Consider the following 23,054-nt stretch of genomic DNA (forward strand, 5'->3'; position numbering starts at 1 on the left):
CAAATGCAGAATAACGGTCATTGATTGCGATTTAGAACTGTTTTAGATCACCCCTCAATCAGACTTGAATCACAGGAATACGACTATGAAAACCGGTGCAAAACTCCCTGACGTGACCTTCCACACCCGCATTCGCGACGAAGCCGTCGAGGGGCCAAACCCGTTCCGCTGGGAAGACAAAACCACGGCTGACTATTTTGCCGGCAAGCGCGTCATCCTGTTTTCGCTTCCGGGCGCATTTACGCCCACATGCTCGACCTACCAATTGCCTGGATTCGAAAACGGCCATGCCGACTTCGCCGCCCAAGGTATCGACGAGATTTACTGCATGTCTGTCAATGACAGCTTTGTCATGAATAAATGGGCACAGGATCAGGGCCTGAAAAACGTCAAGGTCATCCCAGACGGTTCGGGTGAGTTCACCCGCAAAATGGGAATGCTGGTCGACAAGGACAATCTGGGCTTTGGCATGCGTTCGTGGCGCTATGCAGCCATTGTCAATAACGGTGTGGTCGAAGCGTGGTTCGAAGAGCCCGGCCTGATGGATAACTGCCCCGAGGACCCCTATGGCGTTTCGTCGCCCGAGACCCTGATGGCGCATCTGAGCGAAGCGAAAGAGCCAGCACTGGCCTAAGTCCGAAAGTTGAGAAGGCCCGCCCAAGTCGGGCCTTTTTCTTATTCGCGGGTCGCGGTCACGATCTCTTCGCCGACCTGTCTGATTACACCGGCCAGTTTGTCGAACCAGTCCTCTCCGGTTGTGGACTTTCGACGAACCAGTCCCACGGTCCGGGCCGGTTGCGGTGCCCCGAACCGCATGAGTTGTAGCCCCGGCACGGCCTCGGTTTCAGAACGGGCGGCCAGTTCGGGCATCAAAGTCAGGCCAAATCCCTCGGCCACCAGTCGCGACAGGGTCGCCAGAGAAGACGCGCCCATATTGATCAAACCGCTGCTTCTGTCCTGCCCACACACGTCCAGCGCCTGATCCGTCAGACAATGGCCGTCTTCCAAAAGCATCAGTTGCGCAGTCTGCAGATCGACAGGTCGCAGGGTTTCCGGATTATCCGCCAGTCTCTGTACGCGGGCCGCGCTGCCTGCCAGCAGAAACCTGTCCTCGAACAAGGGCAGTTCAAACAATTCGCTACCGCCCGACGGAAGCGCCATCAGCCCAGCGTCAATTTCACCGCCCCGCAACATGTTCAGCAAGCGTTCGGTTCGGGCTTCGCGAATCTGAACGCGCAACGACACGTCTGCTGATCTCAGACCAGCCAGAACTCCGGGCAACAGATACGGTGCAATAGTCGGAATGATGCCGATCGACAGGGACCGGTGCCCGCCCGAGTGATCCCTTGCAAACTGATCCAGCCTGTCCGCAGCGCCAAGCACCTGGCGGGCGTGTTCAAGAACGTCCCGACCCAGCGGGGTCAGCAGGATGTCCCGGGCCTGACGTTCGAACAATGTACCGCCCAGTGTTTCCTCGAGCGTTTTGATCTGCACGGACAAAGCCGGCTGCGACACATGACAAATTTGTGCCGCACGCCCAAAGTTCCGCTGTTCTGCAACAGCCCTGAAATACTGCAACTGCCGGAGGGTGAAGTTCATAATCATTGACTATCACTTACCCCAACCAACGCAAGACTCTCATATCGCCAAGGGGGCCGCTCATCCGATCATGCGATTGAACCCGGTCTGCGTTTCATAGTGGCGTTTGAGACGTTGCAGCGCGATGCGCAGAACGATCTTTCCTGACCGGGCAGACCATCCCATACGTTTTTCGGCCAATTCCAACCCTTCAAGGTAACAACAGCACCGCAACGCCACATCGCTCAAGCCCGGCCCTAGGTCCGACAGCGCCCGCGCGACGCGATCTCGTGCATCCGACGATCCGTTTCCAACATGGGGGCTGTTGCCGAAAGAACCACGTCCACCGCCTGTCAGATACAGGTCCCAGTTCTGCGCCACTTTTGGTCCGATCTGGGCAAGTTCGAAGTCCTCGCGCAGACGCTCACCTGCGGCGACCAGTGTTTCGTCCAGGAAAAGCTTGCCGTCCCGATCGCGCCTGCGAGCCAGCGCGATTAACGGGCTTTCAGTGGCGCTATACCGGATTCGCCGGGCGCGCTCGGGCTGGGATGCAGTCGTGTTGCCCGAAGCCGAGTGCGCCTGAAACGACGCCTGCGCTTCGGCCATGCCAAGATCATTCCCGGCGCGGGCCTTGTTTTCCGCTTGGGCAATCAGACGGGTCAGAGCCGCCCGTCCCTGTGCCGTAATTCGGTACCGTAAAATCCGACCCGGGTTGTCGCAGTTGATCCAGTCCTTCAGCGCAAGCGCCTGGGCGATCCGGCAATCAACTACTGCGGTCCGGGTGGCAGCGCTGTTGCCGGTATCGCGGACAACGACGGCCTTGTCCATTTCTTCGGCGACCGCCAGTACCGCTCCGGTTTCGCAAAGCCTGCGCAAAACCCTGAGAGCTTCGCGGGTGAACTCCTCATCCCGGGCGGCGGCCAACCCCTCGGGCGTCCCGTCTGAAACATCGGAACTGAAACTGCCGCTGACTTTGGATTCAGAGAAATGTGTCTCGGCCAGAGACTGGAGCGCTGCGTCCACAAGGGGGTCATCCCGGCGCGTCTCGATCCGTCTGATCTGCCTTAGAATCGTCGAAGCATGGCACCCTGCTGTTCGCGCAATTTCTCGGATCGACCGGCCGGTTTCCGTGTGATCCAGACAACGTTGAGCGCCTTCCGGCACCCATGCCGGAACAGTGAAAGCCATGTTGTTTTCCATAGTCATTTGTCCTCGCCGACAAGAAATTCTGTCTAAAATCGCCCTCGGAATATGAGTTAACCAATTCTAACTAGGGTTTCTTTCGTTACTCGTTCGTTAACCCCTGAAGGCGAAAACCAGATTTGATTCAAATTGATTAACACTCATGAAAGCAGCGTTTAGCGCGAATATCAACAAGGCAACACGCCCTTAGGTTGTGCAACAACTGGCCTCGCAAAATCAAAAGTTACGGAGCCCGAGAATGCAGGACCTGATGACAATGATCACGACGCTACGCCGCCCGCGCCTGTTGACTCGCGCGGCCAAGTTCGGGGCGCAGGAGTACAACCGGGACCGGCATTTGCAACGTATTCTGGGATACGGATCACTACCCGGAACCGGTTCGGCCCTTGTGCGATTGATGGAAATGGAGAAGGAAGTAGAGGCGCAACGACAGAGCGAAGACGCCGCCTATTCACTGGTGCGGCATCTGGATCTGCTGATTGCGATTTCAGGCGAGGCGCAGCTGTATCAGGCCAGCCGCGCCGCTCAGTTTCAGTGATCTATCAGGTGAAGGCGTCCGACATCGAGGCTTTCTTTTCCGCCACATACGCATTCAGCGCTTCGTTGATTGCGGGATCGAGTTGCGGCTGCTGGTAATTGGCCAGCAGGTGTTCGACCCGAGCCGAGGCCAGTTGCCTCGTGTCGCGGCCGCCTTCGTCTTCCCAGGTCTCGTAGGGCTTGTAATCCAGCAGGTCTGACTTCCAGAACGCTTCTTTGAAGTTCGCCTGTGTGTGGGCACAGCCCAGATAGTGACCGCCGGGTCCAACCTCGCGGATGGCTTCCATGGCTTGCGCGTTTTCGTCATAGGCCACGCCTTTGGCCAGGTGGTGAAGAACACCCAGCTGGTCAGCGTCCATGACGAATTTTTCAAAGTCGGCAACCAGACCCCCTTCGAGCCAGCCACAGGAATGCAGCATGAAGTTTACGCCGGCCATCAGTCCCATGTTCAGCGAATTCGACGTCTCATAAGCCGCCTGCGCATCCGGCAGTTTCGAGCCGCAGAATGAGCCGGCCGAGCGGTAGGGCAAGTTAAGCCGCCGCGCCAGCTGACCGGCACCATAGGTGATATGTGCGGCCTCCGGCGTACCAAAGGTTGGTGCACCCGAGTTCATGTCGATTGAAGTAACGAACGCGCCGAAGATCGCAGGTGCACCCGGGCGGATGATCTGGCTGTAGGCAACACCCGCCAGAACCTCGGCCAGAACCTGAGTCAGTGTACCGGCTACCGAAACCGGCGCCATCGCGCCGCCTACGATGAAGGGCGAGATGATGCAGGCCTGGTTGTTCTTCGCATAAACCTCAAGCGACCCCATCATCACATCGTCAAAGGTCATCGGCGAGTTGATGTTGGTCAGCGAGGTCATGACCGTGTTTTCCTGAACGAACTCTTTGCCGAACAGGATTTCACACATTTCTACCGAATCCTGCGCGCGGCTGGGATCAGTGACCGATCCCATGAACGGCTTGTCCGACAGGGTCATGTGCGCCATCAGCATATCCAGATGGCGTTTGTTGACCGGAATGTCGGTCGGCTCGCACACGGTGCCGCCCGAATGGTGCAGCCACTTGGACATATACGCCAGCTTCACGAACTTGTTGAAGTCATCCATGGTCGCGTAGCGGCGGCCGCCCTGTGCGTCACGCACAAACGGCGGGCCATAGACCGGGGCAAGAACCATATTTCGGCCGCCGATGACAACCGATTTTCCCGGATCGCGCGCGTGTTGCGTGAACTGGCTGGGCGCTGTCTTGATCAGTTGGCGGGCCAGTCCGCGCGGGATGCGCACACGCTCTCCATCGACATCCGCACCGGCCTCTTTCCAGCGTTCCAGAGCGGCGGGATTGTCGACGAAGTTAACGCCGACCTCTTCCAGAATGGTCTCGGCGTTGGTCTCGATGATTTCCAACGCTTCTTCGTTGAGAATCTCGAAGTTGGGAATATTGCGCTCAATGTACTTGGCGGTTTCGATCCGAACCGCAGTGCGCTCTGCCCGGCGGGCGGCTCCGCCCCCACCGCGACTCCGGCGACGTGCTGATGCTTCAGCCATTTGCTTTCCCCATACTCAGGTAATTTCAGATTGTGTTCCTATTTATCGTGACAACTGTTCGGAACATTGGAAGATAACGGCCATTGGAACATAAAAGCGACATAGTTTGTGCCCCGGATCAACGTCAGCTTTCGGTAAATCGAACCGCTCGAAAGGAATTATGAGATAGAGATGAAGAGGCCAAAGTGCGCGTTTCACCCCCGCGATTTTAGAATCCCTGCCTCGCACGCCTGCCAAAGCTGATAGACCAGCAGCGTCAGCCCAAGGTGGCAAGCATCCCCCGTCATCATCGCAACCTGCACTTCCGACCTGATCTGCACGACGACGATGACCTTACACTTGCGAAATTCCCGTGCTTGGCCTATGGCGCGGACATGAGTGATACATCCCATGACCGCCTTCTGATCATCGACTTTGGCAGCCAGGTTACGCAGCTGATCGCTCGTCGCCTGCGCGAACTGAATGTCTATTGCGAAATTCACCCCTATCAGAATGTCACGATGGAGTTTGTTCGGGAAATGGCCCCCCGGGCCGTGATCTTCTCGGGCGGTCCTGACAGTGTGACGCGGGAAGGTTCTCCGCGCGCGCCGCAAGAGATCTTTGACTACGGTGTTCCGATCCTCGGCATTTGTTACGGCCAGCAGGTGATGATGCACCAACTGGGCGGCAAAGTCGAAAGCGGGCACGGCACAGCGGAATTCGGACGCGCCTTTGTCACCCCCAAAGGGCAGTTGGATATCCTGAATGGATGGTTTGCCGACGGTGACGAGCAGGTCTGGATGAGCCATGGAGACCATGTCAGCGAAATTGCCCCTGGCTTTGAGGTGTTCGGCACCTCGCCCAACGCGCCATTTGCGATTACTGCCGACACCGATCGCCATTTCTATGCTGTGCAGTTCCACCCCGAGGTGCACCACACACCCAAGGGCGCGAAGCTGTACGAGAATTTCGTGAAACTGGCAGGTTTCAGTGGTGACTGGACCATGGGCGCCTACCGCGAGCAAATGATCGAAAAGATTCGCGAGCAGGTCGGCGACAAAAAAGTCATCTGCGGCCTGTCCGGCGGTGTAGACAGCTCTGTAGCCGCAATCCTGATTCACGAAGCGATCGGCGATCAGCTGACCTGCGTCTTTGTCGATCACGGTCTGCTGCGCAAGAACGAGGCTGAAGAAGTCGTCGGCATGTTCCGAGACAACTACAACATCCAGCTGATTCATGCAGATGAGAGCGAGTTGTTCTTGGGCGAGCTCGAAGGCCAGAGCGATCCGGAAACCAAACGCAAGATCATCGGTAAGCTGTTCATCGATGTGTTCCAGAAACACGCCGACACCATTGATGGGGCCGAGTTTCTGGCTCAGGGGACGCTGTATCCCGACGTAATTGAATCGGTGTCTTTCTCGGGCGGCCCATCGGTGACCATCAAATCGCACCACAATGTCGGCGGGTTGCCAGAAAAGATGGGCCTGAAGCTGGTCGAACCCCTGCGCGAACTGTTCAAGGACGAGGTCCGCGCGCTGGGCCGGGAACTGGGCCTGCCGCAGAGTTTCATCGGTCGCCACCCCTTCCCCGGCCCCGGTCTTGCGATTCGGTGCCCCGGCGAAATCACCCGCGAAAAGCTGGCGATTCTGCGCGAAGCCGACGCAGTTTATATCGACCAGATTCGCAAACACGGGCTGTATGACGACATCTGGCAGGCATTTGTCGCGATTCTTCCCGTTCGCACGGTCGGTGTGATGGGCGACGGGCGCACCTACGACTATGCCTGTGCGCTTCGTGCCGTAACGTCAGTGGATGGAATGACAGCGGATTATTATCCGTTCAGCCATGAATTCCTTGGCGAAACGGCCACTCGGATCATAAACGAAGTCAAAGGCATCAACCGCTGCACTTATGACATTACATCCAAACCGCCGGGTACAATCGAATGGGAATGACAAAAAGCCGGGTCCACCCCGGCTTTTCTGTTTATTTCCCTTGGAATTTATTGTTCATTTTCAAGCGCATGATCCACTAACATCATGGACTTGACGTGAACGGGACCAAAACTCAGACGGGCAAAGCTGCCCTATGGATGACGGGTGCGATTGCATCCTTTTCGTCAATGGCCGTCGCCGGGCGCGAACTGAGCCTGTTTCACGACACCTTCGAAATCATGATGTATCGCAGCATCGTGGGCTTTGCGATCGTTGCAACCGTACTGACCCTGACAGCCAATTGGCATCAGGTTACAGCCCAACGACTTGGGCTTCACGCCCTGCGAAATACGCTGCATTTCACGGGTCAGAATCTGTGGTTCTACGCGGTTGGTGTTATTCCGCTGGCGCAGGTCTTTGCACTGGAATTCACCCAGCCGATCTGGGTTATCCTGCTTTCCCCACTGCTGCTGCGCGAGCGTCTGACCGCGTTGAAAATGCTGTCCGCTTTGATAGGATTTGCCGGAATCCTGCTTGTCACGCGTCCCGGTGCCGCCCCGCTTAGCCCGGGTCTTATTATGGCCGCCGCGTCTGCTGTTTTCTTCGCGTTTACAACGATTACCACCAAGAAACTCACACAGACCGCGCAGATTGGCTGCATCGTTTTCTGGCTCACCGCGATGCAGGCCGTGCTGGGCTTTGCCGCCGCTGGTCTTGATGGCGAGATCGGGCTGCCAAGCGTACAGACCGCGCCATATTTGGTACTGGTCGGCATAGCCGGATTGCTGGCGCATTTTTGTATCACCAATGCGCTGGCGATTGCACCTGCCACCGTGGTCATCCCGTTTGACTTTGCCAGGCTTCCAACAATCGCCATCGTCGGCATGGTGCTCTACTCCGAACCGTTGGATCATTGGACGCTTGTGGGGGCGGCTGTGATTTTTTCTGGGATATTTCTGAATGTCTGGTCCGAGAATCGTAACAGTTTGGCAACAGTCAGTCAGGATAGTCGCAGCCAGTAACGCTCCGTCACCGATTGACGTTAAAACAAACGAAAAGCGAGTATCCGCAAATCTTACTACCGGGGCTCGCTCTGCCATTCACTCAACCCAAGCAGAGCGACCGTTATGAGGCAAACAGGGAGGAATACATGAAGAGAGCGCTACTACAGGCGTGCATGATATGTGCCGGTGCATCAGCCGCGCAGGCTGGGGGGCTGGACCGAAGCGGACAGGGTATCAACCTTATTTTCGAAAAAGGTACGGTTGCCCAGTTCCGTTTGGGGTATACCGACCCAAGCGTCAGCGGCACCATGCCCAGTTTGAATCCTGCCAACCTGGGCCAGCCCGTTGATTCAGGCGATGTGGCCAACAGTTTCTTCACACCCCACCTCGGCTTCAAAACGTCACTGACCGACAAGCTTGATTTTGCGGTCATGTACGATCAGCCGTTCGGGGCGGACATTTCATACGCAAACAATTACCCGTTGTCATTGAACCCAATTCCGGGCGGTCGTTCCGGTGTTCTGGAAGCAACGGCTGATACCGACGCAATCACGGCACTGCTGCGCTACAAGTTCGACGGTGGCTTCAGCGCCATCGGTGGTTTTCGCGCTCAACGTGTTGAGGCATCCGTTACCGTTCCGCTCGCCGCCGGATATGAAGTCGACACCGATGCCGATATCGCGTTTGGCTACGTGGTTGGTGTCGCCTGGGAGAAACCCGAGATCGCGGCACGCGTAGCACTGACCTACAACTCGAAGATCAGCCACGACTGGTCACAGACGGAATCGCTGAACCCGCCGCCAGTTCCGCCGATCACATCAGGAACTGTGGCAACATTCGACACGTCGAGCGAGATTGAAACGCCGCAGTCGGTTAACCTGGACTTCCAGACCGGTGTGGCGCCAAAGACCCTTCTGTTTGGCTCGATTCGCTGGGTCGACTGGCCTCAACTGGTATATAATCCACCAAACTATCCGCCGACCTCGAACTTGGTTGATTACGACGAAGCCACGTTCACCTACTCCCTTGGTCTGGGATATCAGTTCTCGGAAGAATTCTCGGGAGCTGTGACACTGGGCTACGAATCCTCGTCGGGCAATCCGGTTTCTAACTTGGGGCCGACCGACGGCTTCTGGAGCATTGGCCTGGGCGGAACGTACTCGCTTGAAAAGGCAAAAATCTCAGGTGGCGTTCGCTACACCGATATCGGCGATGCGACGGCAGACGGCGCGGGACCAACGGCACGAGCAGACTTCTCGGGCAACAGCGCGTGGAGTGTGGGCTTCCAGATCACATACGCTCTGGACTGATCACCAAGACACGGAATTGACCCCGCATGACGTGCGGGGTCTTTTTTTCGCAGGATCCGGGTCGTCGTGCACGTCCGAACGTGCGAACACAAACCATGACTTCTCAAAAACACTTCTCCGCCCGCGCCTGGTCCGAACTTTGTCTGTTGGGCCTGATTTGGGGCGCATCCTTCGTTGCCATTCGTGTCGCGCTGGACTCGGTGCCTTTCGTGACTTCGGTTCTGCATCGGGTGTTCTGGGCAATGCTGGTGCTTTGGGCTGTGGTTTGGTTTCAACGGCTTCCTGTTCCCCGTAACCCACGCGTCTGGGGGGCGTTTCTGATCATGGGTTTGCTGAACAATGCCATTCCGTTTTCGCTGATGGCATGGGGGCAGCTTTATGTGACTTCCGGTTTGACGTCGATATTGAATGCCGCAACCGCCATTTTCGGCGTTATCGTGGCGGCACTGTGCTTCAACGACGAACGTTTGACGCCAGCTCGTATCGTTGGTGTTGCGCTTGGCTTTGCAGGCGTCACTATCGCCATTGGACTACAAAATTTCACAAGCTTCTCACTGCAAAGCACGGCCCAGATCGCAATTGTCGCGGGAACAGTTTCCTACGCTCTGGCCGGTGCATGGGCCAGGGCAACCCTGTCCGACCTGCCGCCACAAGTCGCCGCGGCTGGAATGCTGACGGCATCGACGATTTTGATACTGCCGTTCGCTCTGTATCTGGATGGTGTCCCGACGCTTGCCCTGCCCGTTTCCGCATGGGTGGCAATCGGGTATTACGCATTGATTGCTACTGCCGGGGCCTACCTGCTGTATTACCGGATCCTGGCGATGGCAGGCAGTGGAAACCTGATGCTGGTGACATTGATAATTCCACCCGTCGCCATCGTGCTGGGGGCAGTTATTCGCGGCGAAACGCTACAGCCCAATGCGTTTGTGGGATTTGCTGTGCTGGCACTGGGCCTGCTGATCCTCAACCGCTCGGGTCCGCGAGATTGACGCCGCTCGCTGCCCGATTTAGCTAGGTTCCAAAAGGAACGGCGGGTCATGATCTACAAATCAGCGAAAGACTGGCGCGAGGCTGCGCGGAAAAAGGTTTTGTTCTTCGGCATGTCGGGCTTGGGCAAGACTTACGTATCGAACGTTCTGCGTGACTCGGGTGATTGGTTTCACTACTCGATCGATTACCGGATCGGGACCCGTTACATGGGTGAGTACATTACCGACAACGCCAAGGCGCAGGCAATGAAGGTGCCTTTTCTGCGCGACCTGCTGCTGTCGGACTCGATCTATATCGGTTCGAACATCTCATTCGAGAACCTCAAGCCCGTCGCGACATACCTGGGCAAACCGGGCGACCCGGAATTGGGTGGAATGGAACTGCAGGAATATCGCCGCAGGCAGGAACAGTTCCGGCTGGCAGAAATCCACGCCTTGCTGGATACCGAGTATTTTGTCGACCGGGCTCAGCGGCTTTACAAATACCCGCACTTCATCTGTGACACGGGCGGATCGATCTGCGAGTGGGTCGACCCAAGCGATCCCAGAGATCAGGTCCTGTCAGAACTGTCCGGCCAGACACTGATGATCTGGATCAAGGGCGACGAAAACCACACCTCCGAACTGATCCGCCGCTTTGACAAAGCCCCAAAGCCAATGTCCTATCAGCCGGAGTTTCTGACCCGCGTATGGGACGAATACCTGACCCTGAATGACTGCGCCCCGACCGAGGTCGACCCCGATGCCTTCATCAGGTGGACCTATGCGCAGGCTCTGGCGCACCGCCAGCCGCGTTACCAGGCAATGGCCGACAATTGGGGCGTCACTATTCCCGCGCGTGAGATTGCGTCGGTCCGGGACGCCGGAGATTTTGACGAGTTGATCGAACGCACTCTTGAGACCCACCGCAACCGAACATAGTTTTCAAACTTACCTTGTTCCCGCAAAGGCTTGACCAGTATGCCAATCAAGATCCCATCTGACCTTCCCGCATTTGACGTCCTCAGCAACGAGGGCGTCATGGTCATGGCCGAGGATCAGGCAATGCGGCAGGACATCCGGCCATTACGCATCGGGTTGCTGAACCTGATGCCGAAGAAGATTCAGACCGAAAACCAGTTCGCCCGCCTGATCGGCGCAACGCCTTTGCAGATCGATCTGTCGCTGATTCGCATGACCGAGCACCAGACCAAGAACACCGCCGCCGAGCATATGCAGGAGTTCTATCGCCCTTTTCAGGAGGTGAAGGACGAGAAATTCGACGGTCTGATCATAACCGGCGCGCCGATTGAACATCTGGATTTCAACGACGTCACCTATTGGGACGAGATCAGTGAAGTCTTCCATTGGACACAAAACAACGTGCATTCCACTTTCGGAGTGTGCTGGGGCGGAATGGCCATGATCAACCATTTTCATGGCGTCAGGAAACACATGCTGGGCGCGAAGGCATTTGGCTGCTTCCGTCATCGCAATCTGCAACCATCCTCGCCCTTTCTGCGCGGGTTTTCAGACGATTGCGTGATCCCTGTCAGCCGTTGGACCGAGATGAAACAGGCTGAGATAGACGCAGCACCCGGATTGATCACCTTGCTGGGCAGCGATGAAGTCGGGCCTTGTCTGGTCGAGGACAAGGCCCACCGCGCAATCTATATCTTCAACCATTTCGAATATGACAGCGACACGTTGAAACAGGAATACGATCGCGACGTCGCCAACGGCACGCCGATCAATGTCCCGCTGAACTACTATCCCGATGACGATCCAACAAGGACACCGCAGAACCGTTGGCGAAGCCATGCGCATCTGCTTTATGGTAACTGGATCAGCGAAATCTACGAAACCACCCCCTATGATATCACTCGGATCGGTATGGAAATGACCGACCTGAGGGCCTGACGCGGGTCGATGCGTGTTGCCGTCATCCTCCTGACTGCCCTCGCCCTGTTCTGGGCCTTCACCCTGTGGCGAGCCGCGCGATATCAGGAAAGCGCAGAGGCCGCTTTTCCGCCCGAAGGGGAAATCCTGACCGTTGACGGCATTGCGGTTCACGCGGTGGTCATGGGCCAAGGACCGGATGTGGTGTTGATCCACGGCTCCAGCGGAAACACGCGGGACATGACGGTTGCGCTGGCTCCGATCCTGGCACAAAGCTTTCGTGTCATCGTGTTTGACCGGCCCGGCCTCGGATACAGCCAAAGCTTTAACCCGAACGGCGAAACCATCACGGAGCAAGCCGAAATCCTGCAACGTGCGGCCGCCCAGCTTGGGGCCGAGAAACCCATTGTCGCCGGGCAAAGCTATGGTGGTTCCGTTGCATTGGCATGGGCAGTGACCCGGCCCGAGAACATTTCGGCGCTGGTTTTGATCGCGCCGGCAGCCATCCCTTGGGAAACGCCACTGGATGGTTTCAATCGGCTCGCCTCGACCACGACGGGGCGCCTTGCGGCATTACCGTTCGTGTCCGCATACACACCGGACTGGTTTGTCGAACGCGCATTGGATGAAGTTTTCGCGCCGCAGAAAGCCCCGGAAGGCTACGCCGCGCATTTCGGCCCAGGGCTGACGATGCGACCCGATTCGATGCATGCCAATGCACGGCAACGTGCCAACCTTCTGGACGAGATCACTGAGCTGCAACCACGGTACGGAGAGATTTCCGTGCCAACCGAGATCGTACATGGCACGGCGGATACCACGGTTGAAACCGACTGGCACGCGGAACCGCTGACCCAACAGATCCCTGGTGCGGAATTGATCCTGCTTGATGGGATCGGCCACATGCCGCAAGTGGTCGCCGCGCCCGAGGTTGCCTCGGCCATCGACCGGGCCGCACAACGCGCCGGTTTGCGTTAGGCTTCCGGCTAATCCATAGTCAGGTATGGATTTTATCGCGAGGTAAGGCATGGCCCGTTCGGACAAAGGCTTGATCGAACACTACTACCGGAATGAAGCGCCCAAAGACGTTCGCTCCGCGATCAAGGATGCCGGGAAACGCGAAATTCTGAACCCCTCTTTTCCCTACTCGGAAAAGATGAAGGGCAAGGAATATGATCGGCAGATGGAGGCTTTGCAGATCGAGTTGGTCAAGATGCAAGCCTGGCTGAAAGACTCGGATCATCGCGTGGCGCTGATCTTTGAAGGCCGCGATGCGGCGGGAAAAGGCGGCACGATCAAACGCTTTCGCGAAAACCTGAACCCGCGTGGCGCGCGGGTTGTCGCGCTCAGCAAACCATCGGATACCGAGCGCAGCCAGTGGTATTTCCAACGTTATATCCAGCATCTGCCCTCGGCAGGTGAAATCGTGTTCTTTGATCGCAGCTGGTACAACCGGGGTGTGGTGGAAAACGTTTTTGGCTTTTGCACCTCTGAAGAACGGGAACGCTTTTTCCGTCAGGTCGCTCCGTTGGAAACCGGGTTGGTGAATGACGGCATTCATTTCTTCAAGTTCTGGCTGAATGTCGGGCGCGCGGAACAGCTCAATCGCTTTCTGGATCGCGAAAATGACCCGCTCAAGCAATGGAAACTTAGCCCGATCGATGTTGCCGGTCTTGGAAAATGGGATGAGTACAGCCAATCCATCGCAGAAACGCTGAGCCGCACCCACTCGGATCACTGTCCCTGGACTATCATCCGCTCGGATGACAAGAAACGTGCGCGACTGGCCGCCATTCGTACGGTGTTGCACGCGCTGGACTATGACGAAAAGGACAAGAGCACGATCGGAGAGATCGATCCCCTGATTTGCGGCGGGCCGGACATCTGGGAGTCGTAGGCGCAAGATTGACTGGCAAACATGGTGCAGTTGTTGGACGGGCCAGCCTGCTTACTTTACAAGTTATGACAACAAAAGACGCCTGAGGCCTGGATGACAAAACGCGGGTATCACCACGGAAACCTGAAACAAGCGCTGATCGAGGCGGCATTGTCCTTGATCGAAGAAAAGGGTCCCACTGGGTTCACCCTGTCCGAGGCTGCCAAGACGGCGGGCGTGACCCCTGCCGCAGTGTACCGGCATTTTCACGGTCGCGAAGACCTGATCGCCGAAGCTGCGCGTCAGGGGTTCGAGATGTTTGCGGACCTGATGCAGTACGCATACGACAAAGGCCAGCCCTCGGCCCTGGCCGCGTTCGAGGCGACCGGGCGGGCATATCTGGCCTTTGCCCGCAAGCATCCCGGTCACTACATTTCGATGTTTGAAAGCGGTATTTCCCTGAACCGGACCCCTGAGCTGGCGATGGCCGCCAACAGGGCCAAGGCCGTTCTGGAAAAAGCCGCCAGTGAGCTGTCCAAGCACATTCCACCGGAAAAACGCCCGCCCGCATCGATGTTCAGCGCCCATATTTGGGCAATGAGTCACGGTGTCGTGGAACTGTTCGCCCGAAATACCGGCGCAAGCTCTCCCTTTCCGCCCGAAGACCTTCTGGAGACCGGCATCGGCATCTACTTGAGGGGGCTTGGTTTGGTCCCGCAGGACGACTGAACCCGATCAGAAAACCTTTCTGGGTTGCGGCACGCTCAGGCCGGACGTCACATTGATCAGGTCCATTTCGCCCATGCCCTTGATTTCCACGCGCCCAAGATCCGAGACCTGAAATTCGTCAATCAACGCATACTTCATTTCTTCGGGAGCAACGATTTTCATTGGGTTTGCAAAGACTTGCAATCGGGACGCAATGTTCACGGCCGGGCCAAAAACGTCATAGACGTATTTCTGGATACCGACGACCGACCCCACCGCGGCGCCCATGCCCAACCCGATACGGGCCTGCCATTTGTGCGGGTGTGTCTCGTTGCGCCGCTCGAGATACCTTAGGAACCTTACTGCGCAATGGGCGACGGCCGTTGCATGGTCCGGCGTCGCATCTGGCATACCGGACACAGCAAGGTAGGCATCTCCGATCGTTTTGATCCTTTCACATCCATATTGTTCCACGATGCGGTCAAATGCCGTGAAAATATCATTCAGCTCGCTCAGCGTGACTGTCGGGTCCGTTTTCGCAGCAAAATCGGTGAAGCCGACGAAGTCCAGCATAACCACCGACACTTGTTCATAAAGCTGCGGTGTCACAACGCCGAACGTCTTGAACTCCTCGTAAACCGCACGAGGCATCAGGTTCAGCAGCAACCTTTCGACCCGTTCCTTTTCCCGCTCAAGTTCGCGCGTATTGCGTTCCACCATGGTCGAATAGCTGTCGATCATGCTTTCCAATTCACGAATGCGGGTGATGTTCTGGCACTCGACAACCAGGACCTGCTCGGAAAGGCCATTGGCAAGGGAAACGGCAGTGGCAAATATCAGGGTCCTGCGTTTCGGCTTGATCTGCAACTCCACTGAATAACGCAGACCGGATTGTTTCACATCCTCCAGTTCGCGCATATCCAGGTCCGGAAGGAAGTCCATCAGGGTTTGTCCTTCGGCTGGTGTGCCGAACCATTCGCTGAAGGGTCCATTATAGAATACAAAACTTAAATCCGAGGCACGGACAACAGCCACTCCTACCCCGATTGCACGCAGCAGTTGTTCATTGATTGCAAGAATACTCATGCAGCGTCCCGCGCCACGATGATAGCGCGCTTCCCTTCGATTGCAGCCAGCGCCGTTTTCACATCACCATCCGACATTCCGTGCATCGACAATGCCTGCCCGAACAATTCGGCCATCTCGTCAAAGTCCGAGTGGCTGATGTTCAGGTTCCGATGCACCGCCTCGATCCGTTCATCACTGAACGATGCCGGTCCGCCGACCAGTGACGAAACGAACTTGGTTTGGTGATCGATCAGACGCGGCATGTCGATGTCTTCGAAGAACCCTCCGATTTCATCGGAGTCCAGCGCCATTTCGTAGAATGTCATCACGATACGGCTGATGGTTTTGAACCCGCCGTATTTTTCATAAATAGTCTGACCCACACCAATTACCTGCGCGTTAATTCTTCATAACACTGCAAGGTTATATCAAATTGACAGTTTTGTTAACGATTATGACCGGAACACTGATTTCAACGACCGGAATGGCTGGGTCGCCGAGTGTCTCAGACCTTCAAATCATCCGCAGTGGAAATGAACCCTGCATAGCCGCCCTGGCGCAGCAGACGCTTTTGTCGCCCCATTCGCCAACGCAGTTTTCGGCCCGCAGCCTGCAGTTCGCGCCGGACCCGAAACCAAAGCGGCCCCTTGTCCAGACCGCTATTCGTTGTCTTGTCCTGTGACCGTTCGCTGACTTTGACAGTTTCCACCGTCTGACCCTGTTGCTTCGACCAGATCATCTGCACCCCGACAGCAGGGAACACCTGAAACATGCGCCAGTCGGTGCGCGGAATAGATACGAAATCGTCCAAATGATCCGAGTAGGTTTCCGACCACGACAAGAGCTTTCGGCACCCGTCCTGCGACAGAATGTACGCAGCCGCACTGGGAGCCATTTCCAGCATCGGTCTCGCCATGACACCACCAATGGTCTCCTGTGGCCCGAAACGCAATGGTTTGGGTGAATAGTCAAGCTTCACAAAATCAAAGGCTTGGCCATTGGAAAGAATTGTCTCAATCACGCCTCCGGCGCTGGCAGACATTTCCACATCGTCCTCAAAAACCGCGGCGGCTTGCAGTCCCTGATCCGCGATCTGTTTCCAGACGGCCCGGTGGCTTTCAAAACAGGCAATCTCGCTTTGCTTCAGGCCCCAACGATTACCGGTTCCCGGGACGTATCCGTTCCCTTCAAGCGCCCCTTCTGCCTTCGCGTCCGTCGCACTGAATCGAATTGCGTTGCTCAACCCGGCTTTGGCGAACTCGGCCTCCATGAACTCCCGCCGCTCGGGAACGCGGTCCAGGTTGATATAAAACACACCGGTCAACTGATCCTGCCTCTGACGCTCCACTACCGTTCCTTTCGTTCAATTAGCGCAGGCCGGTCCTGCCTGATCCGGAAATCAACCCTGTACGCGGGCCACGATATGGCAGGCCGAGGATTCGCGGATCAAAATTCGCCAAAGCTGCCTGACATGCGCTTGCGTCTCCGCAAGATGGAATGCTGATACGCACGTTTGCTAAACAGCGTCAAAGGCAGAAGAACCCTTTCACCCAGCCCGTCAATCACGACCAGACGCCCGCCCCTCTGTTCAGCGCGAACAACGTTTTCCAACCCCATGTCGCCCATCAGAATGTTGCCGCGTTCCAAGTCATCCAGAAGATCCATGAATTCATCATGCAGCGCACGGATTTTGTCTTTGTCGCCGTCGTACGAGACAAATTCCTGATACACCGTCGGTGCCAGATCGCCGCCCGGGCCGGTCATCTTTTCCACGACCAGTGCCGGTCCCGCTGATGTCGACGCGTATCCCATAAACCGGGCCAGACGCTCGATTTCGGGGCATCCTCGGCTCAGGGCGGCCAGGTACTCATTGGCCTCGCGGTTCCACTGCCGCAGATTGCCATAACGCCATTCGGCGTATCGCGGTACAAAATGACTGCGAACCGGTTTATCCGTTCTGACCTTGAGCAGCGCGTTGTCTTGTTCAGGGTGCTGGAAAATCAGGTAATTGCGGCTTTTTCGCAGTGGTTCAAAAGAACTCAGATCGATCATGAAGCGTTATTCCAGTAGGTCAAATTCACCGCAACTGTCTTGCAAAGCCACAGCATGTGCCAGCCAGATATAAAAGCGCCGCTGTCTTGATACAATGCAGCATCCAGTCAATTCACCACTGATCGCCCCATCAATCCACGCGCGACCAACCGACATGACGAACAGTGATCCAGGGTGGTAGGAATGGGGCTGGCGCCATACGTTCTCTGACGAATAGTTCGGCCTGAAAAAAGCAGACGCATTGTCCTACATCACGCTGTAACCGCCATCCACCGGTATCGTCACGCCTGTCACAAATCCGGCCAGATTTGATGATGCAAGGTAAAGAACTGTCCCGGTCATTTCCTTTGGCTCACCCCAGCGCGCCAAAGGTGTTCGCTGGACGATGGAAGCACTGAACGTGTCGTTTGCCTGCGATCCTGCGGTCAGGTTGGTCCGGATCCATCCTGGCGCAATGGCGTTTACCCGTACGCCGTCACGCGCATAAGCGACCGCAAGCGATTTGGTCAGGCCAACGATCCCGGTTTTGCTTGCAGCATAGGCTGGACCCGATCCGCTTCCGAAGTAGCTGTACATCGAGGCGATATTGATGATGCATCCCGGCCGTTTGGCCAATTTCGGGTACAGCCCGTGGCTGAGGCGGTAAACCGAGTTGAGGTTGATAATCATGTTTCGATCAAACCCCTCGGGTGAGAGGCCTTCAGGAGGATCAACAAAGGTTCCCGCATTGTTGACAAGAACATCAACCTGACCAGTCGCGGCGACCAGGGAAGCTACCGAGGCTTCGTCTTCCATGTTCACCTGATGGTATCGGAAGGCGGAAAGGTCCGCCTGATACTCCCCGACCGATCCCCTTCTGCCGGTCACAGTCACCTTCGCTCCAGCGTCTACGAACGCTTCCGCGACGGCGAGCCCGATGCCGTTTGAGCCGCCTGTCACCATGACGTTCTGCTCTGAAAAATCCAGAATGCGCGCCATTACTCTCCTCCTGTCCAAAGTAAGCCGCCGTCGGGATCCTGTGGGCCAGCATTCAGGGGAAACTCGACAGCAAGTCCTTTCAATCTGCACGCGCCCATTCCAGCACGGCCGTTCCACGTTTCCCTCCAAATGTCGCGTTCTTGCCACGAAGCGTAAGCCGATCTTTTGCGACCTCAATTTCTCGCTGCAAGGTCAGGCCTACAAAATCCTGCAAAACCGAGACTAATACTTCATGATTGACCGTTTGGTCAGAGACTTGAAACGTACCGCAATAGGAGATGTGGCTGCCGAGTGCCGCTTGGGCGGCCTCGCTTGTTGCGGTCGAACTGTCCGAACCAAGAGGTTGTCTATCAGCCGCCATCATGTGCACGAATACATGCCCGTCCTCAGAATAGTGAAGCATTCCAATCGGATCGGGCCCGTATGGTTCCTCGTGCGTGCCATCGTCGTAGTCAAAGCGATAAGCGACAAGTTTCCATGTTCCGAGAACAGACTTTTCCGAGAGCCTTTCCGAGCCGTTCATCCAAAAACTCCAGCTTCAATGCGTGGATCGGCATCAAACGCCGTGCGCCTGACACAGTCGACAAAAGCGGCCTTTTCGAATGGGTAATTTGTTATTGAAAGAAAGACCGCTGGTCAGTCAGCTGCAAGGATATGACTCGACCAAAATAGGTCAAACGAAAAAAGTCTGAATCAGCGGCTCTCAGAAGACGGCTGGATCTCGGCTTCGTTCGGTTTATGGCGGAGAGACAGGGATTCGAACCCTGGAGACGGTTTCCCGCCTACACACTTTCCAGGCGTGCGCCTTCGACCACTCGGCCACCTCTCCGTGAGCGGGATATTTGGACTATCGCCGGGGGATTTGCAAGGCCCGATTAGGGTGAAAATTCACCGGAAAACAACAGCACGGTTAAGAAGGTCAAACCTCGTCCCCATCGGCATCAGGCATGTCGGCTTCGGTCATCTCGACCGGCGCGGTTGATGGTGTTGCGGAGGGGATTTCCGCTGATTTCTGGTTGGTTTGGGCTTCCCCTGCCTTCAATACTTCGGGATTGCGCAACCAGACATCGCGCTGTGCGAACGGAATCTCGATCCCCTCTTCGACAAACCGCCGGTTGATTTCATGGTTCATGTCAGACTTCACCGATAGAACCCAGTTCACATCCCGAAGAATGCCGCGGATTTCAAAATCCAGCGAATCCGCGCCGAACCCCTGAAACACGACGCTGGGCGCTGGATTTGCCAGAACCATGGGGTGCGCATTAGCAATCTCGCCCAGAATTTTTTCGACCAGCCGGGTATCGGTGCCATAAGCCACACCAACAGGCACGATCACCCGCCCGATCGTGTTGCCGCGGGTGTAGTTCGTGACCACGCCACTGATCAGGTCCGAGTTGGGAACGATCACATCCGTCCGGTCAAACGTCTCGATCCGTGTAGATCGAACCGAGATGTCGCGGACGTAGCCCATCATTCCGTTCACATCGATCCAGTCCCCCTTGGAGATGGGACGCTCGACCAGCAGGATTATGCCCGAGACGAAATTCGATACGATGGTTTGCAGACCAAAGCCAATGCCGACCGAAAGTGCACCAGCAACAATCGCCAGCGACGAAAGGTTGAAGCCTGCAATCGTGATCGCAATCAAAGCGGCTAGGAAAATACCGACGTAACCGGTGCCGGAAACAATCGCGTTTTGCCCGCCCGGATCAATACTGGTCTTGGGCAGAAGCGAGTTCCTCAACCCGCTTTGCAACATGCGCGTCAGGCCATACCCGATGGCGAAGACCACAACAAAGGTAAAAAAGTTGCTGGGGGAGATTGTCACTCCACCGATATAGAACCCTTGCAATAGCTGGGACCAGATCTCTTGCAGATCCGTCCTGCGCGCGCCCCAATAAAGCGCGAGAATAGGCATCGCCAGAATGGCCATGGCAAATCCGACGAGAACGGAAAAAAGCGAATCCTTGGCGGCCTCACCTTTGCCGCTGAACCATCCGTAGACCGAAGCCAGGAAACGCTGAAAAATCAGCAATGCGGCAATGAGGACCAGTGTTTTTACAGCCGGGAAAACAATCGCTTCAGCCGCGTTCGTGTATCCCAGAACAGCGAGTATGGGACTGCCGATCCCCAGCAGGAACAAGGCTCTGCGAATGAACTCGACCAGCTGACTGAACCCGGCAGCCCGGGCCGTCGCGGCCGGTTCATCCGGGTCAGGTGTGGTATCCACGGTTCGGACCAGGCGAACACGCAGCAACAGCAGGGCCGTCCCGAAAATTACCGGGAACGCGACCACGGCACGCGTCGCGTCAGAGATATTCTCAATCTGCTCAAACAGCTTTACCAGTTCGTGCAGGATCAGGAACCCCGCCAACAGATCTAGATGAACTCGTAACTCTCTTACCCGTTGCCTCGACAGTTTCTTGAAACCCTGCGCTTCCTGCAGAACATGGAACTGTCGGCCAATCCAGTCGTAGAAAAGTATGATCCCTGCCCAATAAGGCACGTTTTCCATCAGCAGAGCGCCGCGCAGCCCCAAAATACCCGTCAGCGACACTGCCGTTACCAGTAGCACAACGCCAAACCACGGCAGAATGATCCGCAGCAGAGAGGTCAGGAAAGCCCAGACACCACTGCCCTGCCCGCCCAGACGCCGCAGATATTCACCGGCGGATTCAGACCATCGCTTTCCATAGAAAAGCAGGACACCTGCAATCACGACAAGGGCAAGAATGCCCAACCCGCGGTCGCGAAACCGTTCATGAACCACGTCTGTTTGAAAGTTTCTGCGTACCTCATTAAACAGACTGCGCGCTGCTTCGTTAACATCGGTCCAGGCGGGACCCCAATGGGCAGGATTCAAAGGAGACGGACCGCGCTCTAGCAGTTCTTTTGCCTGACGGTCCCGCAGCAATTGATCAATTTCGAAGATAAGACCATTCGCCCGGCTGAACGCCTCTTCCGAGATTATCCTAGGGACCCGCAGACTGTTTAGCTGCTCCTCAAGGTGATTTCGAAGGTTGGCGATGTCTTCCGGTTCGGTTGCATCACCTTCCGGTTCCGGACCAAGCGCCTTCAGTTGGCCTTCCAGCGTTTTGATACGTTCTGTATTCGCGCTCCGTGCATTGTTGAAATCTTCGCGATAGTCGCTGATTTCACTCCGCAAATTTTCAAGAGCCGCGTTTGAGGCCTTGTTGGCCTCGATTACCGTTTCAGCCCGATCCGCCGTTTTGACCCAGCCCTGATAGTACTCGCTCTGTCGATCAGACAACTGGGCGAACGCAGAGCCGCCCAGTACGGCAAAACACACCGCAACAAGGGCCAGGAACAGGCGGATCTGCTGCCGCATCATACGTCCTCGAACACGCCCGGGATACTGCGTGGCGCATCGGTCATCCAATCAGGAACCGGCAGCTCTTTTTCACGCAGAAAATCGGGGTTGAACAGTTTGGACTGATAGCGAGTGCCGTAGTCGCACAGGATGGTTACGATGGTATGACCTGGTCCCATTTCTCTGGCTAACCGGACCGCACCAGCCATGTTGATCGCGGTTGATCCGCCCATTACCAAACCTTCCTCACGGAGCAGGTCGAAGATATAGGGCAACGCTTCGTTGTCTGTGATCTGGTAGGAAAAATCAGGCGTGAACCCTTCAAGGTTCTTGGTGATCCGAACCTGCCCGATACCCTCGGCAATCGATCCGCCTTCCATCGCGATCTCACCCGTTGTGTAATAGGAAAACAGCCCGGCGCCCATTGGATCGGCCAATGCCACTTTCACCCCTTTTGGCTGCAGCACTTCGGCCACACCGGCAAGCGTACCACCCGAACCTACGGCGCTGACAAATCCGTCGACTTTGCCGTCGGTCTGCTCCCAGATCTCGGGGCCGGTCGTTTCCACATGCGCCCGTCGGTTGGCGACATTATCGAACTGATTGGCCCAGATCGCGCCATTGGGCTCAGATTGCGCAAGTTCTTCGGCCAGGCGCCGTGAATAGTGCACAAAATTGTTCGGGTTGCGGTAAGGCGCCGCAGGAACCTGAACCAACTGGGCACCTGCCAGGCGCAGCATGTCCTTTTTCTCTTCCGACTGGGTTTCGGGAATCACGATGACAGTCTTGAACCCCATCGATGCGCCCACCAGCGCCAGACCGATACCGGTGTTACCTGCGGTACCCTCGACAATTGTCCCGCCTGGCTCCAGATCTCCCCGGGCAATTGCGTCACGGATGATGAACAGAGCGGCACGGTCCTTGACGGATTGCCCCGGGTTCATGAACTCGGCCTTGCCGAGGATCTCGCAACCGGTCTCTTCACTGATGCGGCGCAACCGGATCAATGGTGTTTTCCCTACTGCGTCGGCAAGATCTCGTGCAATGCGCATGGCGCCCTCATTTCAATTTGGTAT

General features: G+C 56.4%; 23 protein-coding genes and 1 tRNA gene. 11 read left to right on the forward strand and 13 right to left on the reverse strand.

The genetic code is table 11. From position 1 onward, the window contains the following. The first annotated feature begins 85 nt into the window (after positions 1-85). Positions 86-634, forward strand: a complete 549-nt coding sequence (locus ACR0JW_RS02845; protein ID WP_170806244.1) for a peroxiredoxin — start codon at positions 86-88, stop codon at positions 632-634. A gap of 41 nt (positions 635-675) precedes the next feature. On the opposite strand, the gene ACR0JW_RS02850 is transcribed toward ACR0JW_RS02845, so the two are convergent. Continuing rightward, positions 676-1,599, reverse strand: coding sequence for a hydrogen peroxide-inducible genes activator (locus tag ACR0JW_RS02850; protein WP_170616737.1), 924 nt, complete (start codon positions 1,597-1,599; stop codon positions 676-678). Positions 1,600-1,659: 60 nt separating this feature from the next. Continuing rightward, on the reverse strand, positions 1,660-2,778 hold the full coding sequence (locus ACR0JW_RS02855; RefSeq protein WP_170677694.1) for a DUF6456 domain-containing protein: 1,119 nt from the start codon (positions 2,776-2,778) through the stop codon (positions 1,660-1,662). Between the two features lie 241 nt (positions 2,779-3,019). Here ACR0JW_RS02855 and ACR0JW_RS02860 point away from each other — a divergent pair, with 241 nt between their 5' ends. After that, positions 3,020-3,319 carry a DUF6477 family protein gene (locus ACR0JW_RS02860; protein ID WP_170676844.1) on the forward strand — a complete coding sequence of 100 codons (300 nt, stop codon included), beginning with the start codon at positions 3,020-3,022 and terminating at the stop codon, positions 3,317-3,319. 4 nt (positions 3,320-3,323) lie between these two features. On the opposite strand, the gene ACR0JW_RS02865 is transcribed toward ACR0JW_RS02860, so the two are convergent. Then, a complete protein-coding gene (locus tag ACR0JW_RS02865; RefSeq protein WP_480713561.1) occupies positions 3,324-4,868 on the reverse strand; it encodes a trimethylamine methyltransferase family protein in 1,545 nt (514 codons plus the stop codon). Positions 4,869-5,062: 194 nt separating this feature from the next. Then, positions 5,063-5,260 carry a hypothetical protein gene (locus ACR0JW_RS02870; protein WP_170676842.1) on the reverse strand — a complete coding sequence of 66 codons (198 nt, stop codon included), beginning with the start codon at positions 5,258-5,260 and terminating at the stop codon, positions 5,063-5,065. On the opposite strand from ACR0JW_RS02870, the gene guaA reads away from it, so the two are divergent. From guaA to ACR0JW_RS02915, 9 genes are all read left to right on the forward strand, one after another. After that, positions 5,243-6,802, forward strand: coding sequence for a glutamine-hydrolyzing GMP synthase (gene guaA / locus ACR0JW_RS02875; protein ID WP_170676841.1), 1,560 nt, complete (start codon positions 5,243-5,245; stop codon positions 6,800-6,802). The genes ACR0JW_RS02870 and guaA overlap by 18 nt on opposite strands. A gap of 95 nt (positions 6,803-6,897) precedes the next feature. Continuing rightward, complete coding sequence (locus ACR0JW_RS02880; RefSeq protein WP_480713562.1) at positions 6,898-7,803, forward strand: DMT family transporter; 906 nt, start codon at positions 6,898-6,900, stop codon at positions 7,801-7,803. Between the two features lie 128 nt (positions 7,804-7,931). Continuing rightward, positions 7,932-9,095: an outer membrane protein transport protein gene (locus ACR0JW_RS02885; RefSeq protein WP_170676838.1), complete on the forward strand. Its 1,164-nt coding sequence runs from the start codon at positions 7,932-7,934 to the stop codon at positions 9,093-9,095. Positions 9,096-9,190: 95 nt separating this feature from the next. Then, positions 9,191-10,087, forward strand: a complete 897-nt coding sequence (locus tag ACR0JW_RS02890; protein ID WP_170676836.1) for a DMT family transporter — start codon at positions 9,191-9,193, stop codon at positions 10,085-10,087. A 48-nt stretch (positions 10,088-10,135) separates the two neighbouring features. Continuing rightward, positions 10,136-11,008 (forward strand): ATPase, encoded by an 873-nt coding sequence (locus ACR0JW_RS02895; RefSeq protein ID WP_170676834.1) that lies wholly within the window; start codon positions 10,136-10,138, stop codon positions 11,006-11,008. Between the two features lie 39 nt (positions 11,009-11,047). Continuing rightward, complete coding sequence (metA, locus tag ACR0JW_RS02900) at positions 11,048-11,986, forward strand: homoserine O-acetyltransferase MetA (RefSeq protein ID WP_480713563.1); 939 nt, start codon at positions 11,048-11,050, stop codon at positions 11,984-11,986. 9 nt (positions 11,987-11,995) lie between these two features. Beyond that, complete coding sequence (locus ACR0JW_RS02905; protein ID WP_170676830.1) at positions 11,996-12,943, forward strand: alpha/beta fold hydrolase; 948 nt, start codon at positions 11,996-11,998, stop codon at positions 12,941-12,943. 49 nt (positions 12,944-12,992) lie between these two features. After that, positions 12,993-13,862, forward strand: coding sequence for a polyphosphate kinase 2 (gene ppk2 / locus ACR0JW_RS02910; protein WP_170676828.1), 870 nt, complete (start codon positions 12,993-12,995; stop codon positions 13,860-13,862). Positions 13,863-13,955: 93 nt separating this feature from the next. Continuing rightward, complete coding sequence (locus tag ACR0JW_RS02915) at positions 13,956-14,570, forward strand: TetR/AcrR family transcriptional regulator (protein ID WP_170616716.1); 615 nt, start codon at positions 13,956-13,958, stop codon at positions 14,568-14,570. 6 nt (positions 14,571-14,576) lie between these two features. On the opposite strand, the gene ACR0JW_RS02920 is transcribed toward ACR0JW_RS02915, so the two are convergent. The 9 genes from ACR0JW_RS02920 to ACR0JW_RS02960 all read right to left on the reverse strand — a co-directional run bounded on the left by ACR0JW_RS02920 (position 14,577) and on the right by ACR0JW_RS02960 (position 23,030). Continuing rightward, on the reverse strand, positions 14,577-15,635 hold the full coding sequence (locus ACR0JW_RS02920; RefSeq protein WP_170616714.1) for an adenylate/guanylate cyclase domain-containing protein: 1,059 nt from the start codon (positions 15,633-15,635) through the stop codon (positions 14,577-14,579). Continuing rightward, positions 15,632-16,000: a group I truncated hemoglobin gene (locus ACR0JW_RS02925; protein WP_170616712.1), complete on the reverse strand. Its 369-nt coding sequence runs from the start codon at positions 15,998-16,000 to the stop codon at positions 15,632-15,634. The genes ACR0JW_RS02920 and ACR0JW_RS02925 overlap by 4 nt, the downstream gene beginning before the upstream one ends. Before the next feature lie 122 nt (positions 16,001-16,122). Further along, positions 16,123-16,965: a glycosyltransferase family 25 protein gene (locus tag ACR0JW_RS02930; protein ID WP_170676825.1), complete on the reverse strand. Its 843-nt coding sequence runs from the start codon at positions 16,963-16,965 to the stop codon at positions 16,123-16,125. Positions 16,966-17,063: 98 nt separating this feature from the next. Further along, positions 17,064-17,669, reverse strand: a complete 606-nt coding sequence (locus tag ACR0JW_RS02935; RefSeq protein WP_170676823.1) for a YrbL family protein — start codon at positions 17,667-17,669, stop codon at positions 17,064-17,066. A gap of 246 nt (positions 17,670-17,915) precedes the next feature. Continuing rightward, positions 17,916-18,647, reverse strand: a complete 732-nt coding sequence (locus ACR0JW_RS02940) for an SDR family oxidoreductase (protein WP_170676821.1) — start codon at positions 18,645-18,647, stop codon at positions 17,916-17,918. 79 nt (positions 18,648-18,726) lie between these two features. Then, a complete protein-coding gene (locus ACR0JW_RS02945) occupies positions 18,727-19,170 on the reverse strand; it encodes a lipocalin-like domain-containing protein (protein ID WP_170676819.1) in 444 nt (147 codons plus the stop codon). Positions 19,171-19,386: 216 nt separating this feature from the next. Then, a tRNA-Ser gene (locus ACR0JW_RS02950) sits at positions 19,387-19,476 on the reverse strand. Between the two features lie 90 nt (positions 19,477-19,566). Continuing rightward, the gene (locus tag ACR0JW_RS02955; protein ID WP_480713564.1) at positions 19,567-21,996 is read right to left on the reverse strand and encodes a DUF3772 domain-containing protein; all 2,430 of its coding nucleotides are present in this window, start codon (positions 21,994-21,996) and stop codon (positions 19,567-19,569) included. Further along, a complete protein-coding gene (locus ACR0JW_RS02960) occupies positions 21,996-23,030 on the reverse strand; it encodes a cysteine synthase A (protein WP_170676814.1) in 1,035 nt (344 codons plus the stop codon). Before ACR0JW_RS02960 ends, ACR0JW_RS02955 begins: the two co-directional genes overlap by 1 nt. Positions 23,031-23,054: the final 24 nt, after the last annotated feature.

This window comes from Ruegeria sp. BG6 (assembly GCF_056538465.1).

Bases quoted from the DNA above. Each gene is read 5' to 3' on its own strand.
- ACR0JW_RS02895 (WP_170676834.1), top strand. From the start codon at position 10,136: ATGATCTACAAATCAGCGAAAGACTGGCGCGAGGCTGCGCGGAAAAAG.
- ACR0JW_RS02870 (WP_170676842.1), bottom strand. From the start codon at position 5,260: ATGGGATGTATCACTCATGTCCGCGCCATAGGCCAAGCACGGGAATTT.
- ppk2 (WP_170676828.1), top strand. From the start codon at position 12,993: ATGGCCCGTTCGGACAAAGGCTTGATCGAACACTACTACCGGAATGAA.
- ACR0JW_RS02955 (WP_480713564.1), bottom strand. From the start codon at position 21,996: ATGCGGCAGCAGATCCGCCTGTTCCTGGCCCTTGTTGCGGTGTGTTTT.
- ACR0JW_RS02920 (WP_170616714.1), bottom strand. From the start codon at position 15,635: ATGAGTATTCTTGCAATCAATGAACAACTGCTGCGTGCAATCGGGGTA.
- ACR0JW_RS02845 (WP_170806244.1), top strand. From the start codon at position 86: ATGAAAACCGGTGCAAAACTCCCTGACGTGACCTTCCACACCCGCATT.
- ACR0JW_RS02960 (WP_170676814.1), bottom strand. From the start codon at position 23,030: ATGCGCATTGCACGAGATCTTGCCGACGCAGTAGGGAAAACACCATTG.
- ACR0JW_RS02915 (WP_170616716.1), top strand. From the start codon at position 13,956: ATGACAAAACGCGGGTATCACCACGGAAACCTGAAACAAGCGCTGATC.
- ACR0JW_RS02935 (WP_170676823.1), bottom strand. From the start codon at position 17,669: ATGATCGATCTGAGTTCTTTTGAACCACTGCGAAAAAGCCGCAATTAC.
- guaA (WP_170676841.1), top strand. From the start codon at position 5,243: ATGAGTGATACATCCCATGACCGCCTTCTGATCATCGACTTTGGCAGC.
- ACR0JW_RS02945 (WP_170676819.1), bottom strand. From the start codon at position 19,170: ATGAACGGCTCGGAAAGGCTCTCGGAAAAGTCTGTTCTCGGAACATGG.
- metA (WP_480713563.1), top strand. From the start codon at position 11,048: ATGCCAATCAAGATCCCATCTGACCTTCCCGCATTTGACGTCCTCAGC.
- ACR0JW_RS02905 (WP_170676830.1), top strand. From the start codon at position 11,996: ATGCGTGTTGCCGTCATCCTCCTGACTGCCCTCGCCCTGTTCTGGGCC.
- ACR0JW_RS02865 (WP_480713561.1), bottom strand. From the start codon at position 4,868: ATGGCTGAAGCATCAGCACGTCGCCGGAGTCGCGGTGGGGGCGGAGCC.
- ACR0JW_RS02850 (WP_170616737.1), bottom strand. From the start codon at position 1,599: ATGAACTTCACCCTCCGGCAGTTGCAGTATTTCAGGGCTGTTGCAGAA.
- ACR0JW_RS02940 (WP_170676821.1), bottom strand. From the start codon at position 18,647: ATGGCGCGCATTCTGGATTTTTCAGAGCAGAACGTCATGGTGACAGGC.
- ACR0JW_RS02885 (WP_170676838.1), top strand. From the start codon at position 7,932: ATGAAGAGAGCGCTACTACAGGCGTGCATGATATGTGCCGGTGCATCA.
- ACR0JW_RS02890 (WP_170676836.1), top strand. From the start codon at position 9,191: ATGACTTCTCAAAAACACTTCTCCGCCCGCGCCTGGTCCGAACTTTGT.
- ACR0JW_RS02855 (WP_170677694.1), bottom strand. From the start codon at position 2,778: ATGGAAAACAACATGGCTTTCACTGTTCCGGCATGGGTGCCGGAAGGC.
- ACR0JW_RS02860 (WP_170676844.1), top strand. From the start codon at position 3,020: ATGCAGGACCTGATGACAATGATCACGACGCTACGCCGCCCGCGCCTG.